The organism is Azospirillum formosense (genome assembly GCF_013340925.1).
GTDB lineage: Bacteria > Pseudomonadota > Alphaproteobacteria > Azospirillales > Azospirillaceae > Azospirillum > Azospirillum formosense.
In genome coordinates, this window is the sequence record NZ_WHOR01000152.1 from 1 (window position 1) to 13,868 (window position 13,868).

Consider the following 13,868-nt stretch of genomic DNA (forward strand, 5'->3'; position numbering starts at 1 on the left):
CGCCAGCCCCTCCCGCCGCACATAGTCCACCGCGAAGGCGGCGTTGGCGGCGCCGACGTCCAGGCTGGTGTCGATGACGCGCGCCGCCCCGAACAGCTTGACCTCCATCCGCTCGCGCCGGGCGCCGCGTGTCAGCAGGTCGTTGATCAGCCATTCCATCGCCACGCTGCCGTAGCGGGTCGCCACGCCGAAGCCCTCGCCGCCGGACGGGGAGCCGGGCAGCAGGAAATGGTTCATGCCGCCGACCCGGGCGACCGGATCGTTGATGCAAGCGGCGACGCAGGAGCCGAGCGTGGTCACCAGCATGTCGTCGTCGCGGCCGGAGATCCGGTGATGACCCAGCACGACCGGCACCACATAGGCCCCGAACTCACGGTCCAGATAGCTGCCGTCCATACGCGGCCCGTCGCCGTCCGCGCCGTGGCGGTCGATTCCGGCGGAGGATTGGAAGTGAAGCGGTCCGGACAGAGGCATCACCGGCAGCCTCGAAGGGGCAGAAACATCGAGGATGGTAACCCACGGCACTTAAAGAAAATACAACAGGTCCGTATGCCCCGCCGTCACTCCAACGACCGCCGCAGCGTCACAGCGGCACGATCCAGGACGCCTCCCGCCCCTTCGGAGCGGCGCGCGCCCGCAGCAGCACCCGCTGGCCGGAGTCCAGTCCAGTCAGGTTGCAGCGGCGCAGAACGCTCTTGTGAACGAAGACGTCCTTGGCCCCGTCGTCCGCCGTGACGAACCCGAAGCCCTGCTCCGGCTTGAACCACTTCACGGTGCCCGTCAGCTCCTCCTCGGGGCCGGACGCCGCGTCGCGTCGCGGGTTGCGGCTTTCGGTGGGCGTACCGGTGCTCAGCACCTCCAGAATGTCGGCCAGCTGCGGCCCCTTGGCCCCCGGAACCACCCGGCACAGAAGCTCCGCTCCCTCGCCGACCTCGTGCAGACCGGCCCGGTTGAGAACGGAAATGTGCAGGAAGGCGTCGGCCGTACCGTCCTGCGGCGCCGCGAAGCCGAAGCCCTTGACCGGATCGAACCATTTCACCACGACCCGGGTCTGGATGCCCTCCCCCGAATAAGAAACGTCCAGGATGTCGCTGGATTGCGAATCGGCTGTAGACACGAGTCCGAACCTTTCGGTCGAGGCGCCAGGCGCGGTGAAATGGGTTCGGCGCCGCCCGGCATCGCCGGATCATCCGCCGGGCATGAATTTAGCCACACAGAAAATAGGGGTTCCAGCGTAATTTTTTCATCACAACCGCCCTTGGCCTCTGGCGGCGGCACCGTCGCAGAGACCATTTCTCCGGATGACGGGTTACAAAAAGGGCTACAATGCGCCAAAGGCCCCCTGAACAGCTTCGAAAACAAGCCCGAACGGGCACCGGGGCCAAACAAGAACCGAACATGGGAGGGAAGACGATGATGGGGGATGCGGCCCGCAGATTGCCGGACCAGAGCTGGACCCTGGGCTACCCGCCCGACGTGGACTGGAACGCGCCGATTCCGGTGAAACCGCTGACCGCGCTGCTGGAGGACGCGGCGGCCCGTTTCGCCGAGCGGCCCTTCCTGGACTTCATGGGCAAGCGCTCGACCTACGCGGAGGTGGCGCGGCTGGTGGAGCGCGCCGCCCGCGGCTTCCAGGCGATCGGCGTCGGCAAGGGCGTGCGCGTCGGGCTGTTCCTGCCCAACACGCCCTATTACGTGATCTGCTATTTCGCGATCCTGAAGGCCGGCGGGACGGTGGTGAACTTCAACCCGCTCTACGCCGAGCGGGAGTTGCACCACCAGATCACCGACAGCGGCGTCGAGCTGATGGTCACGCTCGACCTCACGGTGCTCTACGGCAAGATGGCGCGGATGCTCGCCGAATCGGGGCTGAAGCGGCTGGTGATCTGCCCGATGGCCGACATCCTGCCCTTCCCCAAGAACTGGCTGTTCCCCATCGTGAAGCGGGCGGAGGTCGCCCGCATCCCCGCGGACGACCGCCACCTGTCCTTCCGCCAGCTCGTCGCCAACGACGGCGCCCCGAAGCCGGTCGCCATCGACCCGACGGAGGACGTGGCGGTGCTGCAATACACCGGCGGGACCACCGGCGTGCCCAAGGGCGCCATGCTGACCCACGCCAACCTGTTCGCCAACACCGAGCAGTGCAGCCTGTGGTTCGTCGGCGCGCGGCAGGGGGAGGAGCGGATGCTGGGCGTGCTGCCCTTCTTCCACGTCTTCGCCATGACGGTTGTGATGAACTTCAGCATCCGCATCGGGGCCGAGATCGTGATGCTCCCCCGCTTCGAGCTGGATCAGGTGATGGAAACCATCCACGCCAGGAAGCCGACGCTGTTCCCGGCGGTGCCGACCATCTACACGGCGATCAACCACCACAAGCATCTGGAGAAATACGACCTCTCCTCGATCCGCTACTGCCTGTCGGGCGGCGCCCCCCTGCCGGTGGAGGTCAAGGAGGCGTTCGAGCGGAACACCGGCTGCGTCCTGGTGGAGGGCTACGGCCTGTCCGAATCCTCCCCCGTCGCCACCGCGAATCCGATAACCGGGTTGAACAAGGCCGGCTCCATCGGCCTGCCCCTGCCCGGCACGCTGATCGAGATCGTCAGCCTGGAGGAGCCGCGCCGCGTCCTGCCCGTCGGCGAGAAGGGCGAGGTGTGCATCCGCGGCCCGCAGGTGATGAAGGGCTACTGGAACAAGCCGTCGGAAACGGCGCTGACCCTGGTGGACGGGCGCCTGCACACCGGCGACGTCGGCTACATGGACGAGGACGGCTACACCCACATCGTCGACCGCATCAAGGACATGATCCTGTGCAGCGGCTTCAACGTCTACCCGCGCAACGTGGAGGAGGCGATCTACCTGCATCCCGCCGTCGCCGAATGCGTGGTCGCCGGCCTGCCCGACGAGTACCGCGGCCAGACGGTGAAGGCCTACATCCGCGTCGACGACGGCAAGACCCTGACGCGGGAGGAGCTGATCGACTTCCTCAAGGACAAGCTCTCTCCCATCGAGATGCCCAAGGCGGTCGAGTTCCGCGGCGAACTGCCCAAGACGATGATCGGCAAACTGTCCCGCAAGGCCCTGCTCGACGAGGAGGAGGCGCGGCGGCGAGGGATGTGAGCGGTCCCTGTTCCGCGACCCGGCCACGCGACACCACAAAAAGCTGGCAAGGCACTCTACTTCGCGGGCGCGGTCGCCAGGGTAACCTTGTTCATGAATGTCTCGGCCTGCCCCTTCACGACCAGCGGAAAGGCGTCGGCGACGGCGTCGACCAGCGGATCGAGCCAGCTCTGCTCGGCCTTGGCGAAGTCGTGGAGCACATAGCCGCTGACCCGGTCCTTGTCGCCCGGATGGCCGATGCCCAGGCGGATGCGCCAATATTCCTTGCCGAGATGCGCGTCGATGGAGCGCAGACCGTTGTGCCCGCCGTGCCCGCCACCCTTCTTCACGCGGATCTTGCCGGGCGGCAGATCCAGCTCGTCATGGATGACGACGACATCCTCCGGCTTCAGCTTGAAGAACTGCACGGCCGCGGTGACCGACTGGCCGGACAGGTTCATGAAGGTCAGCGGTTCCAGGGCGATCACCTTCTCGCCGCCAATCGTGCCTTCGGCGGTCTGGCCCTGGAAGCGCTTGCGCCAGGGGCCGAATCCGTGGCGGCGGGCGATTTCCTCCACCGCCATGAAGCCGATGTTGTGCCGGTTGCGCGCGTATTCGGCGCCAGGGTTGCCCAATCCCACCAGCAGCAGCATGGCGCATTCTCCTCACTTCGAAACAGCGTAAGCCGGAAACGAAACAGGGGGCCGAAGCCCCCTGTCGCAACCCCGAAGGCGGCTTCCGATCAGGAAGCGGCGGCCTCGGTGCTCTCGGCCTCTTCGGACTTCAGGCCCGACGGGGCGACGATCGTGGCGATCGTGAAGTCGCGGTCGGTGATGGTCGAGGCCACGCCCTCCGGCAGCTTCACCGCCGAGATGTGGATCGAATCGCCGACGTCGTAGCCCTCGCAGGAGATCGTGATCTGCTCCGGGATGTTGCCGGCGGAGACGGTCACGTCCAGCTCGTGGCGAACGATGTTCAGCACGCCACCGCGCTTCAGGCCCGGCGACTTCTCCTGGTCGACGAACTCGACCGGAACCTGCACGGTGGTGCGGGTGTCGGCGGAGACGCGCAGGAAGTCGACGTGCAGCGGGACGTCGGTGACCGGATGGAACTGCACGTCGCGCGGCAGAACCCGGTGGGTGGCGCCATCGACGGTGACGTCGAACAGGTGCGTGAAGAAGCCCGCCTGGTTCAGAATGCGGGTGAACGCAAACTTCTCCAGCGAAATCATGATGGGGGCCTGCTTGCCACCGTAGATCACGGCCGGGATACGGCCATCACGACGGGTCTGGCGGGCGGTCCCCTTGCCGGCCCGGTCGCGCGCTTCGGCGCTGAGCGGAACGATCTGCGTCATCGGAAGAACTCCTTGAACGGAAAAAAGCGCCAGCCTCCAGGGGTGCTGACGCGTGGGCGCGGTGATTAAGCCATGCGGGGCGCGGCGTCAAGGAAAGAGTCCAAAGCGCCGCCGGATGGCGCCCATGAAAAAAGCCCTCCCCCGCGAAGGGGAAGGGCTTTTCGCGTGGTAGGCCGGCGCCGTTACGAGAACAGGCTCGACACAGAACGTTCCTCGCTGATGCGGGTGATCGCGTCGGCGAGCAGCGGGGCGATGGTGAGCTGGCGGATGTTGCGGGACACGCGCACGGCCTCGGTCGCCTGGATGCTGTCGGTGGTGACCAGCTGCTCCAGCGGCGACACGGCCACGCGGGCCACTGCACCGCCGGACAGGACGCCGTGGGTGCAATAGGCGTGGACCGACTTCGCGCCGGCGTCCATCAGGGCGACCGCGGCGTTGCACAGCGTGCCGCCCGAGTCCACGATGTCGTCGAGCAGGATGCAGCGGCGGTTCTTGACGTCGCCGATGATGTTCATCACCTCCGACACGCCGGCGCGCTCACGCCGCTTGTCGATGATGGCGAGATCGGCGTCCAGCCGCTTGGCCAGCGAGCGGGCGCGCACCACGCCGCCGACGTCGGGCGACACCATCGTCACCTCGCCGATGTCCTCGAAGGTCGCGCGGATGTCCTTCTCGAACACCGGGGCGGCCATCAGGTTGTCGGTCGGGATGTCGAAGAAGCCCTGGATCTGGCCCGCGTGCAGGTCCATGGTCAGCACGCGGTTGGCGCCGGCCTGGGTGATGAGGTTGGCGACCAGCTTGGCCGAGATCGGCGTGCGCGGGCCGGTCTTGCGGTCCTGGCGCGCATAGCCGTAGTAGGGGAGGACCGCCGTGATGCGCCGGGCCGACCCGCGACGCAGGGCGTCGATGGTGACCAGCAGCTCCATCAGGTTGTCGTTGGCCGGGAACGACGTCGACTGGACCACGAACACGTCTTCACCGCGCACGTTCTCCAGGATTTCGACGAACACCTCCATGTCCGAAAAACGGCGGATGCTCGCTTTGGTCAGCGGCACGCCGAGACAGGTGGAGATGGCCTCGGCCAGCGGACGGTTGCTGTTGCCGGCAAGCACCTTCATCGCAGTCGGCTCTCTCTGCAGGGAATAGGTTCCGGTGCGCCCGTCAGTCCCTTGCCGACGCCGCCCCTTGAAAACGCGGCGGACCATAACAAAGGGTCGCACCCATGTAAACGTTCCATGACGGGCGGTTCAAGACGCCGCAGCCAGCCGGCCCTGCGATTCCCGCATGGCGCAAGCGTGGCGGCAGGACGCCTGCGCATCACCGCACCGCGAACTTTGCGAGGTGTGTTTTCATGGGCAGGTCGGCCTTCACGAAATGGTCGAAGAACCAGAACTGCAGAAGCTCGTCCGCCTTGGCCTTCACGTAGGCGTATTCGAAGGCCGATTCCTCGGCGTCCACCTGCCCGATGATGTCGTCCAGGAGGGTGGCCAGCCGGCGGTGCTGCGCCCGGTGCTCCTCCAGATGCGGGTAGCGCATCGAGGCCTGGACCCGCTCCTCCCGCAGGAAATGGCGGGCCGAGACGCGGCGCAGCTCGCTCAGCAGGGCCAGCGCCGGCTTGCGCCCGGATTCCTCGCCCGGCAGGGCGACGAAGCGGCGGATCAGTTCGTGCTGCATCCGGTGGTCGGCGTCCAGCCCGCCGTTGTCGAGCACCATCCGCGCGCTGCGCCAATCACCCCGCCCGTCGCCGCTTCGCCCGTCGCCTCGATGCGTGTCTTCCTGGTGCGTGTCCATCGTCATGCCGGCGTCTCCCCCTCCGGAATGCCCCTACCCTTGAGAATTGATCTTACCCGAAATGGGTCGCATCGCAATCAGTCAGAGGTAAGAACAATTTTTGGACGAAGGATTTTTCGTGCGCGTTCAGCCCTGCAGGACGATGGCCGACAGGCCGCGCCCATAGTCCTTTTCGCCGCGCAGGCAGGACCGGCGGTAGCTGAAGAAGCGGTCCTCCTCGACCACCGTGTCGTTGGGGCAGCGCTGGATGATCTCCACCCCGGTGTCGCCCAGGCGGCGGGTGATGTAGCCGGCCAGATCGAACAGGAAATGGTCCGGGCGGCGGGCCGGCGCGAAATAATCGCGGTTGCGCGGGTCCTCCGCCAGGAAGGGTCCGGGGAATTCCGGCCCGACCTCGTAGGAGCGCTGGGCGATGCAGGGGCCGATGGCGGCGACGATGCGGCCGCGCTTGGCGCCCAACTCCTCCATGCGCGCGATGGTCGCCTCCAGCACGCCGCCCTTGGCGCCCTTCCAGCCGGCATGGGCTGCACCGATGACGCGGGCCTTCTCGTCGGCGAACAGCACCGGGGCGCAGTCGGCGGTCAGGATGCCCAGCGCGATGCCCGGACGGTCGGTCGCCATGGCGTCGGCGTGGGGCGCCTGATCGGGCGCCCAGGGCTCGGTGACGGCGACGCAGGTCGGGCTGTGCACCTGATAGCAGGTGACGAGCCGCTCCGGCGGAACGTCCATGCGGGCCGCGGCGCGCGCGCGGTTTTCCGCCACGGCGGCGGGCGCGTCCCCGGACCCGTAGCCGACGTTCAGCGAGGCATACAGCCCCGTCGACACGCCGCCGGTGCGGGTGAAGAAGGCGTGTCGGATGTGGGTGATGTCGTTTAGCGCGCCAAGCGTAATCACGAACCCGTCCCTTTGCTGTCGCGATCTCTTGTTAGGATGCCAGATCCGGGCCTTCGAAGCCCGCCGGAGGCCCCAGGCCGGGGGAGGCGATGGCCAGAACCTTGAAGAGGGTGCCCATTTGGTCGGGCGCGATCAAGCGGGCCAATGCGGAGTCGATGTCCGCGGCCTGCGTCGCCGTGGCGCCGCGCTTCAGGGCGGCGGCGCGCGGCTGGATGCCCAGCCGGGCCAGCCAGTCACCCTGGTCCACCGGACCGAAGCCCTCCGCCCCGCCCTCGCGCGCGGCGGCGGCGATGGCGGCGAAGTCCACATGCGCGGTCAGATCGGCCTCGCCCGGCGCGTCCAGCACCGGGGCGTAGGCGTGGCGGCGCAGCGCCTGGAGCGTGTCGCCGACCGCCGGGCCGCCGCGGTAGCCGTAGTCGATCACCAGGGCCGCGCCGGGGTGGGCGGCCAGACGCTCCCCGATCAGCCGCGCCACCGCCTGGGACGCCGGGGAGACCTCGACCACGCTGCCCTCCGGCGCGTCGCGCAGGGCCGGCGGGATCAGCCGGGCGCCGGCGCTGCCGAAGGCTTCCAGGACGAAGCGGAAGCGCGGTGTTTCGGCGGATGCGGCGGGGTCGAGGTCGACCAGCCGCTCGAACCAGCCGTGGTTGGTCTTCTGGACCTGACGGATGGGCAGGGCGTCGAAGAACTCGTTGGCGAGGATCAGGGTCGGGCCTTCGGGCACGTCCTCCAGCCGGTCGTGCCAAGCGACCGGAAGGCCGGCCAGGGTTTCCTTCTGGCGGGCGCGCAGCGTCGGGCTGGTCTCCACGAGATGGACCCGGGCGGCCTCGCGGAAGGCGGGGACCAGCGCGGCGGCGCGCAGCGCGTCCTGCATCAGCGTTCCGCGGCCCGGCCCCAGCTCCACCAGATGGAAGGGGGCGGGGCCGCCCAGCCGCGCCCAGGTGTCGACGCACCACAGCCCGGCCAGCTCGCCGAACATCTGGCTGATTTCCGGGGCGGTGGTGAAGTCGCCCGACACGCCGAAGGGGTCCCGGCGCATGTAGTAGCCGAAGCGCGGATGCCCCAGCGCCTCCGCCATGAAGGCGGCGACCGACAGCGGCCCGTCGATCATGATGCGGCGGGCGAGGTGGTGGGCGAGGCTGTCCGGGGCGGCATCACTCATGGCGGAACCTTGCGAACTCAGACGGCGGCGGGGCGGCGGCGGGCCTGGGCGACCAGCCACACACCGAACAGAACCATCGGCACCGACAGAAGTTGTCCCATCGTCGCTCCGGCGTAGAGGAAGCCGAGCTGCGCGTCCGGTTCGCGGAAGAACTCCGCGATGATTCGCGACAGCCCATAGCCGATGAAGAAGATGCCCGCCGTCATGCCGGCCCGCCCGCGTACGGCGGGCATCCGCACCAGGATGGCCAGCAGGACGAACAGCACCGCCCCCTCCAGAAAGGACTCGTAGAGCTGGCTGGGGTGCCGCGGCACCTGGAGCGGGTCGCGCGGGAACACCACCGCCCAGGACACGTCGGGCGCCGGTCGGCCGTACAGCTCGCCGTTGATGAAGTTGGCGATGCGGCCGAAGAACAGCCCGATGGGGGCCGCCGCGGCGATCAGGTCGCCGAAGGCCAGCGGCGACAGGCCGCGCTTCCAGCAGAACAGCAGGATCGCGCCCAGAACGCCGATCAGCCCGCCGTGGAAGGACATGCCGCCGTGCCAGACCATCAGCGCGTCGAGCGGATTCTGGAGGTAGAAGGGCAGGTTGTAGAACAGCACGTAGCCGATCCGCCCGCCCAGGATGACACCGACCACGGCCCAGGTCAGGAAGTCGTCGTAATCCTCCGCCGAGGGGCGGCCCGGCGTGCTGCGGGCCAGCGCCAGGCAGTAGCGCCAGCCGAGCACGAAGCCCGCCAGATAGGCCAGCGCGTACCAGCGGATGACGATCGGCCCGAGTTCGAACGCCACGGGGTCGATGGCGGGGAAGGCGATGGCGAGCATGCGCGGCGGGTGCCTTATGTTGTTTGGGCTTGTTGTTTGGGCGTTTCCCCGGTCGGGGGAGGCGGAACCGTCAGCGGTAGGGGTCGGGCTGCGACAGGAAATCCTGGACGTAGCGGCGCACGCCCTCCTCCAGCTCGGTGAAGGGCTGGTCGAATCCGGCGGCGCGCAGGCGTTCGGTGCGCGCCTCGGTGAAATACTGGTACTTGCCCTGAAGCTCCGCCGGCATGTCGAAATACTCGACGCGCGGCTCCAGCCCCAGAGCGGCGAAGGTGGCGAGCGCCAGATCCTTGAAGCTGCGGGCCTTGCCGGTGCCGACGTTGAACAGCCCGCTGACCTGCGGGTTGTCGTACAGCCAGAGCATCACCGCCACGCAGTCGTCCACGAAGATGAAGTCGCGAAGTTGCCCGCCGTCCTCGAACTCCGGACGGTGCGACTTGAAGAGCCGCGCCGGCTCGCCGGCCTTGAGCTTGGGGTGCAGCTTGGCGACGACGCTCATCATGTCGTCCTTGTGCCGCTCGTTCGGGCCGTAGACGTTGAAGAACTTCAGGCCCGCCCACTGCGGCGGCAGGATGTCGCCCTCGGTCACCACGCGGGCGACGCGGCGGTCGATCAGATGCTTGGACCAGCCATAGGCGTTGAGCGGGCGCAGGGCCGCCAGCGCCTCCGGCGACCCGTCGTCGTCGAAGCCGGCGGAGCCGTCGCCGTAGGTCGCGGCGGAGGAGGCGTAGATCAGCCGCGCCCCCCGCCAGGAGGACCAGCGCCAGAGGTCCAGCGTCAGCGCCACGTTGTTGGCGACGATCTTGTCCACGTCGCGTTCCGTCGTCGCCGAGATGGCGCCGAGGTGGAAGATCACGTCGATCTCCGCGGCGTGCTGGTCGAGAAAGGCGAGCGCGTTCTCCGGCGCGACGAGGGTGGCGAGTTCCCGCTTGGCGAGATTCTGCCACTTCTCCCCGTCGCCGAAGCGGTCGATCACCGCGACGTTGGTGATCCCGCGCGCGGCCAGGGCCGCCACGAGGTTCGACCCGATGAAACCGGCCCCACCGGTGACCACGATCATGCGCTTTTCCTTGCCGCCGGACCGAAAGAAAGGACGAGCGTCCTTATAGGGTCCGGGGGGCGGGGCTGCAAGGTGGGGAGGATCTCGAAGCAACACCGGGCCGCCGTCGAGGACCGGATCACGCCTCCGCCGGAGCGCCGGCGCGGCCGGTCCACACCGCGAGCAGGCCCTTCTGCAGCAGGATGAAGACGAACAGCAGAACCCCGATGGCGATCTTCGTCCACCAGCTGCTGAGGCTGCCGTCGAAGGTGATGTAGGTCTGGATCAGACCCTGGATCAGCACGCCGATGAAGGTGCCGATCACGTAGCCGTAGCCGCCGGTCAGCTGGGTGCCGCCGATCACCACCGCGGTGATGGTGTCCAGCTCCACCCCCGTCGCCGCCAGCGAATAGCCGGCCCCGGTGTAGAGCGAGAAGACGATCCCGGCCAGCCCGGCCAGCAGCCCCGACAGGGCGTAGACCGCGACCGTGGTGCGGCCCACCGGCACGCCCATCAGCTCCGCCGACTGGCGGTTGCCGCCGAGCGCGTAGAGGTTGGCGCCGAAGCGCGTCCAATGGGCGCAGACCACCGCGGCGGCGACCACCCCCAGCATCAGCAGCGCTGGCAGGGTCAGCTTCCCGCCGCCGTCGAAGCGCAGCGCCAGATCGCCCAGCTCAGCGTAGAGCGGGTGGTTGATCGGGATGGAGTCGGTGCTCAGCACGAAGCCGAGGCCGCGGGCGACGAACATGCCGGCCAGCGTGACGATGAAGGGCGGCATCTGGAAGACGTGGATGACGGCGCCCATCGCCGCGCCGAAGGCGCCGGCCACCGCCAGCGCCACGGCGAAGGCGGAGACGGGGTGCCAGCCGCCCTGCTCGATCAGCACGGCCAGCAGCACGGTGGTGAAGCCGATCACCGCCCCCACCGACAGGTCGATGCCGCCCGACAGGATCACGAAGGTCATGCCGACCGCGGTGATGCCGAGGAAGGCGTTGTCGGTCAGCAGGTTGCCGACGACCCGCAGCGAGGCGAAGTTGGGGAACTGCGCGGCGCAGAGCAGGAAGCCGACCACCAGGACGGCGCTGGTCACCAGCAGGGGAAGGAAGCGGTGGATCATGGCGTCACGCTCCCGCGCTCGGGCTTGGGCTCTTGGGCTTCGCAGGCGCCCGCACCGGCCGGGGGCCGGCCGGGCGCGGCAGGAACAGCGTCAGGGTCGGCGACTGCAGCAGCAGGACGACCATCAGGACGCCCGCCTTGACGATCAGGTTGAACTCCGGTTTGAAGCCGCTCAGCAGGATGCCGGTGTTCATCGCCTGGATGGTCAGCGCCCCGACCACCGACAGCAGCAGCCCGAACCGGCCGCCGAGCAGGGACGTGCCGCCGACCACCACCGCCAGGATGGCGTCCAGCTCCAGCCACAGGCCGGCGTTGTTGGCGTCGGCGCCGCGGATGTCGGCGGCGACCACCAGACCGGCGACCGCGGCGCACAGCCCGCACCAGACATAGACGGCGATCAGCACGACCGGCGTGTTGACGCCCGCCCCGGCGCTGGACAGCCGGTTGACGCCGACCGCCTCGATCATCAACCCCAGCGCGGTCGTCCGGACCAGCAGCGCGGTCGCCCCCAGCAGGACGGCGGTGATGACCACCGGCATCGGCACGGTCAGGAACGACCCGCTGCCGATGAAGGCGAGGCCGGGGCTGGTGAAGGTGACGATCTGCCCTTCGGTGACGAGCTGGGCGATGCCGCGCCCGGCGACCATCAGGATCAGGGTGGCGACGATCGGCTGGATGCGCAGGACCGCCACCAGAAGCCCGTTCCACAGGCCGCAGAGCAGCCCGGCGGCCAGCGACGCCGCGAGCACCGGGGCCAAGCCCCAGCCCGCCTGGGTCAGGGTGGCGGCGATCGCGCCGGAGATCGCCATCACCGCGCCCACCGACAGGTCGACGCCGCGGGTGGCGATGACCATGGTCATGCCGATGGCGAGCAGCGCCACCGGGGCGCCGCGGTTCAGCACGTCGATCAGGCTGCCGAACAGCCGGCCGTCCTGCAGGCGGATGGCGAAGAAATCGGGGAAGAGCAGCCAGTTGACCAGCAGCACGGCGGCCAGCGCGCCGTATTGCGGCAGGTTGCGCGACGGGCCGGGAGCCGGACGCGTCATGGGCGCGGCTCCACGGGAACGGGTTCCGACGCGATGGCGGCGACGATGCGGTCCACGGCGACCTCCCCTCCCCTCAGCTCCGCCACATGGCGGCGGTCGCGCAGCACGACGACGCGGCGGCTGTAGGCGACGATCTCCTCCAGCTCCGACGAGACGACCAGCAGGGCCATGCCGTCGGCGCACAGCCGCTCGATCAGGCGGATGATCTCGGCGTGGGCGCCGACGTCGATGCCCCGCGTCGGCTCGTCGAGGATCAGCAGGCGCGGCTCGGTCGCCAGCCAGCGGGCGAGCAGCGCCTTCTGCTGGTTGCCGCCGGACAGGAGCTGGATCGGCTGCTCCGCGTGGGGCGTGCGGATGTCGAGAAGCCGGATGAAGCGGTCGGCGATCTCCTCCTGGCGGCGGCGCGGGATCGGCCGCAGCCAGCCCTGCCGCGCCTGGAGCGCCAGGATGATGTTCTCGCGCACCGAGAGCGCGCCGACGATGCCCTCCTTCTTGCGGTCCTCCGGGCAGAATCCGAAGCCGAGCCGGATGGCGTCGCGCGGCCCGCGCAGCCGCACCGCTTGGCCGTCCACCGCCGCCTCGCCCCGGTCGGCGCGGTCCATGCCGAAGACCAGCCGCGCCGTCTCCGTACGGCCGGAGCCGAGCAGCCCGGCGAGCCCCACCACCTCGCCGGGGCGGATGGCGAGGTCGAAGGGCTCGACGCTGCGCGCCTTGCCATAGCCGCGGAAGCGGACCAGCGGCGGCCGGGCGTCCTCCTCCCCCTCATCGTCCGGCGGAGCGATGCGGTGGGCCGCCGCTTCCAATTCCCGTCCCAGCATCATGGCGACGAGGTCGAGGCGCGGCAGCTCCGCGGTGCGCCGCTCCCCGACCAGACGGCCGTTGCGCAGCACGGTGATGCGGTCGCACAACGCGTAGACCTGATCGAGGAAATGGGTGACGAAGACGATGCCGATGCCGCGCGACCGCAGGGTCCGCATCACCTTGAAGAGAACCGCCACCTCCTGCGCGTCGAGGCTGGCGGTCGGCTCGTCGAGGATCAGCACCTTGGCCGACATGTCCACCGCGCGGGCGATGGCGACGATCTGCTGGGTCGCCACCGAAAAGCGGCCGAGCGGCGCCGTCACGTCGAGGGTCAGGCCGTAGGGGATCAGCACCGCCCGCGCCCGCCGCCGCATGGCGCCGCGGTCGACCAAGCCGAAGCGCATGGGCTGCCGGCCAAGGAACAGGTTCTCCGCCACCGACAGGTTCGGCAGCAGGTTCACCTCCTGATAGACGGTGCCGATGTGCAGGCGCTGCGCCTCCTCCACGCCGCGGGGGGCGATCGCCCGCCCCTCCAGCGTCACGGTGCCGGCGTCGCGCTGGTAGACGCCGGTCAGGGTCTTGATCAGCGTCGACTTGCCGGCGCCGTTCTCGCCGAGGAGGGCGTGGATCTCGCCATGGCGCACGGTGAAATCGACGCCGTCCAGCGCCTGGACGCCCAGGAAGGCCTTGGACAGGCCGCGGACCGCCAGGAGCGGCGGGGACGCGGTGGGGGTGGGGTCCGTCATAC

14 protein-coding genes are annotated in these 13,868 nt (G+C 69.0%); 1 reads left to right on the plus strand and 13 read right to left on the minus strand.

Annotated elements, in window-relative coordinates; all coding sequences use genetic code 11:
• Together GBZ26_RS18590 and GBZ26_RS30700 are read right to left on the minus strand one after the other, a co-directional pair.
• Positions 1-474, minus strand: a 474-nt coding sequence (locus tag GBZ26_RS18590; protein ID WP_174440116.1) for a chemotaxis protein, incomplete at its 3' end; no start/stop codon positions are given.
• A 109-nt stretch (positions 475-583) separates the two neighbouring features.
• Positions 584-1,117 carry a cold-shock protein gene (locus GBZ26_RS30700; protein WP_343207304.1) on the minus strand — a complete coding sequence of 178 codons (534 nt, stop codon included), beginning with the start codon at positions 1,115-1,117 and terminating at the stop codon, positions 584-586.
• A gap of 299 nt (positions 1,118-1,416) precedes the next feature.
• Here GBZ26_RS30700 and GBZ26_RS18600 point away from each other — a divergent pair, with 299 nt between their 5' ends.
• Entirely contained in the window at positions 1,417-3,117 is a 1,701-nt protein-coding gene (locus GBZ26_RS18600; protein WP_246654184.1) for a long-chain-fatty-acid--CoA ligase, read from the plus strand.
• Between the two features lie 56 nt (positions 3,118-3,173).
• Here the strand turns inward: GBZ26_RS18600 and pth are convergent, their stop codons facing one another.
• The 11 genes from pth to ytfR all read right to left on the minus strand — a co-directional run bounded on the left by pth (position 3,174) and on the right by ytfR (position 13,866).
• Positions 3,174-3,749: an aminoacyl-tRNA hydrolase gene (gene pth, locus GBZ26_RS18605; protein ID WP_174440117.1), complete on the minus strand. Its 576-nt coding sequence runs from the start codon at positions 3,747-3,749 to the stop codon at positions 3,174-3,176.
• Between the two features lie 89 nt (positions 3,750-3,838).
• Positions 3,839-4,450: a 50S ribosomal protein L25/general stress protein Ctc gene (locus GBZ26_RS18610; RefSeq protein ID WP_174440118.1), complete on the minus strand. Its 612-nt coding sequence runs from the start codon at positions 4,448-4,450 to the stop codon at positions 3,839-3,841.
• A gap of 182 nt (positions 4,451-4,632) precedes the next feature.
• Positions 4,633-5,568: a ribose-phosphate pyrophosphokinase gene (locus tag GBZ26_RS18615; RefSeq protein ID WP_014199935.1), complete on the minus strand. Its 936-nt coding sequence runs from the start codon at positions 5,566-5,568 to the stop codon at positions 4,633-4,635.
• A gap of 199 nt (positions 5,569-5,767) precedes the next feature.
• Entirely contained in the window at positions 5,768-6,247 is a 480-nt protein-coding gene (locus tag GBZ26_RS18620) for a bacteriohemerythrin (RefSeq protein ID WP_174440119.1), read from the minus strand.
• Between the two features lie 120 nt (positions 6,248-6,367).
• Positions 6,368-7,135, minus strand: a complete 768-nt coding sequence (pgeF, locus tag GBZ26_RS18625) for a peptidoglycan editing factor PgeF (protein WP_174440120.1) — start codon at positions 7,133-7,135, stop codon at positions 6,368-6,370.
• A 31-nt stretch (positions 7,136-7,166) separates the two neighbouring features.
• A complete protein-coding gene (locus GBZ26_RS18630; protein ID WP_174440121.1) occupies positions 7,167-8,297 on the minus strand; it encodes a class I SAM-dependent methyltransferase in 1,131 nt (376 codons plus the stop codon).
• A 17-nt stretch (positions 8,298-8,314) separates the two neighbouring features.
• Positions 8,315-9,121, minus strand: a complete 807-nt coding sequence (lgt, locus tag GBZ26_RS18635; RefSeq protein ID WP_119508358.1) for a prolipoprotein diacylglyceryl transferase — start codon at positions 9,119-9,121, stop codon at positions 8,315-8,317.
• 70 nt (positions 9,122-9,191) lie between these two features.
• Entirely contained in the window at positions 9,192-10,178 is a 987-nt protein-coding gene (gene rfaD / locus GBZ26_RS18640; protein ID WP_174440122.1) for an ADP-glyceromanno-heptose 6-epimerase, read from the minus strand.
• A 118-nt stretch (positions 10,179-10,296) separates the two neighbouring features.
• Entirely contained in the window at positions 10,297-11,274 is a 978-nt protein-coding gene (yjfF, locus tag GBZ26_RS18645; protein WP_174440123.1) for a galactofuranose ABC transporter, permease protein YjfF, read from the minus strand.
• Positions 11,275-11,278: 4 nt separating this feature from the next.
• Positions 11,279-12,319: an ABC transporter permease gene (locus tag GBZ26_RS18650; RefSeq protein WP_174440124.1), complete on the minus strand. Its 1,041-nt coding sequence runs from the start codon at positions 12,317-12,319 to the stop codon at positions 11,279-11,281.
• On the minus strand, positions 12,316-13,866 hold the full coding sequence (gene ytfR / locus GBZ26_RS18655; RefSeq protein WP_174440125.1) for a galactofuranose ABC transporter, ATP-binding protein YtfR: 1,551 nt from the start codon (positions 13,864-13,866) through the stop codon (positions 12,316-12,318). The genes GBZ26_RS18650 and ytfR overlap by 4 nt, the downstream gene beginning before the upstream one ends.
• Positions 13,867-13,868: the final 2 nt, after the last annotated feature.

Bases quoted from the DNA above. Each gene is read 5' to 3' on its own strand.
- GBZ26_RS18615 (WP_014199935.1), bottom strand. From the start codon at position 5,568: ATGAAGGTGCTTGCCGGCAACAGCAACCGTCCGCTGGCCGAGGCCATC.
- yjfF (WP_174440123.1), bottom strand. From the start codon at position 11,274: ATGATCCACCGCTTCCTTCCCCTGCTGGTGACCAGCGCCGTCCTGGTG.
- ytfR (WP_174440125.1), bottom strand. From the start codon at position 13,866: ATGACGGACCCCACCCCCACCGCGTCCCCGCCGCTCCTGGCGGTCCGC.
- GBZ26_RS18600 (WP_246654184.1), top strand. From the start codon at position 1,417: ATGGGGGATGCGGCCCGCAGATTGCCGGACCAGAGCTGGACCCTGGGC.
- rfaD (WP_174440122.1), bottom strand. From the start codon at position 10,178: ATGATCGTGGTCACCGGTGGGGCCGGTTTCATCGGGTCGAACCTCGTG.
- lgt (WP_119508358.1), bottom strand. From the start codon at position 9,121: ATGCTCGCCATCGCCTTCCCCGCCATCGACCCCGTGGCGTTCGAACTC.
- GBZ26_RS18630 (WP_174440121.1), bottom strand. From the start codon at position 8,297: ATGAGTGATGCCGCCCCGGACAGCCTCGCCCACCACCTCGCCCGCCGC.
- pth (WP_174440117.1), bottom strand. From the start codon at position 3,749: ATGCTGCTGCTGGTGGGATTGGGCAACCCTGGCGCCGAATACGCGCGC.
- GBZ26_RS18650 (WP_174440124.1), bottom strand. From the start codon at position 12,319: ATGACGCGTCCGGCTCCCGGCCCGTCGCGCAACCTGCCGCAATACGGC.
- GBZ26_RS18620 (WP_174440119.1), bottom strand. From the start codon at position 6,247: ATGACGATGGACACGCACCAGGAAGACACGCATCGAGGCGACGGGCGA.
- GBZ26_RS18610 (WP_174440118.1), bottom strand. From the start codon at position 4,450: ATGACGCAGATCGTTCCGCTCAGCGCCGAAGCGCGCGACCGGGCCGGC.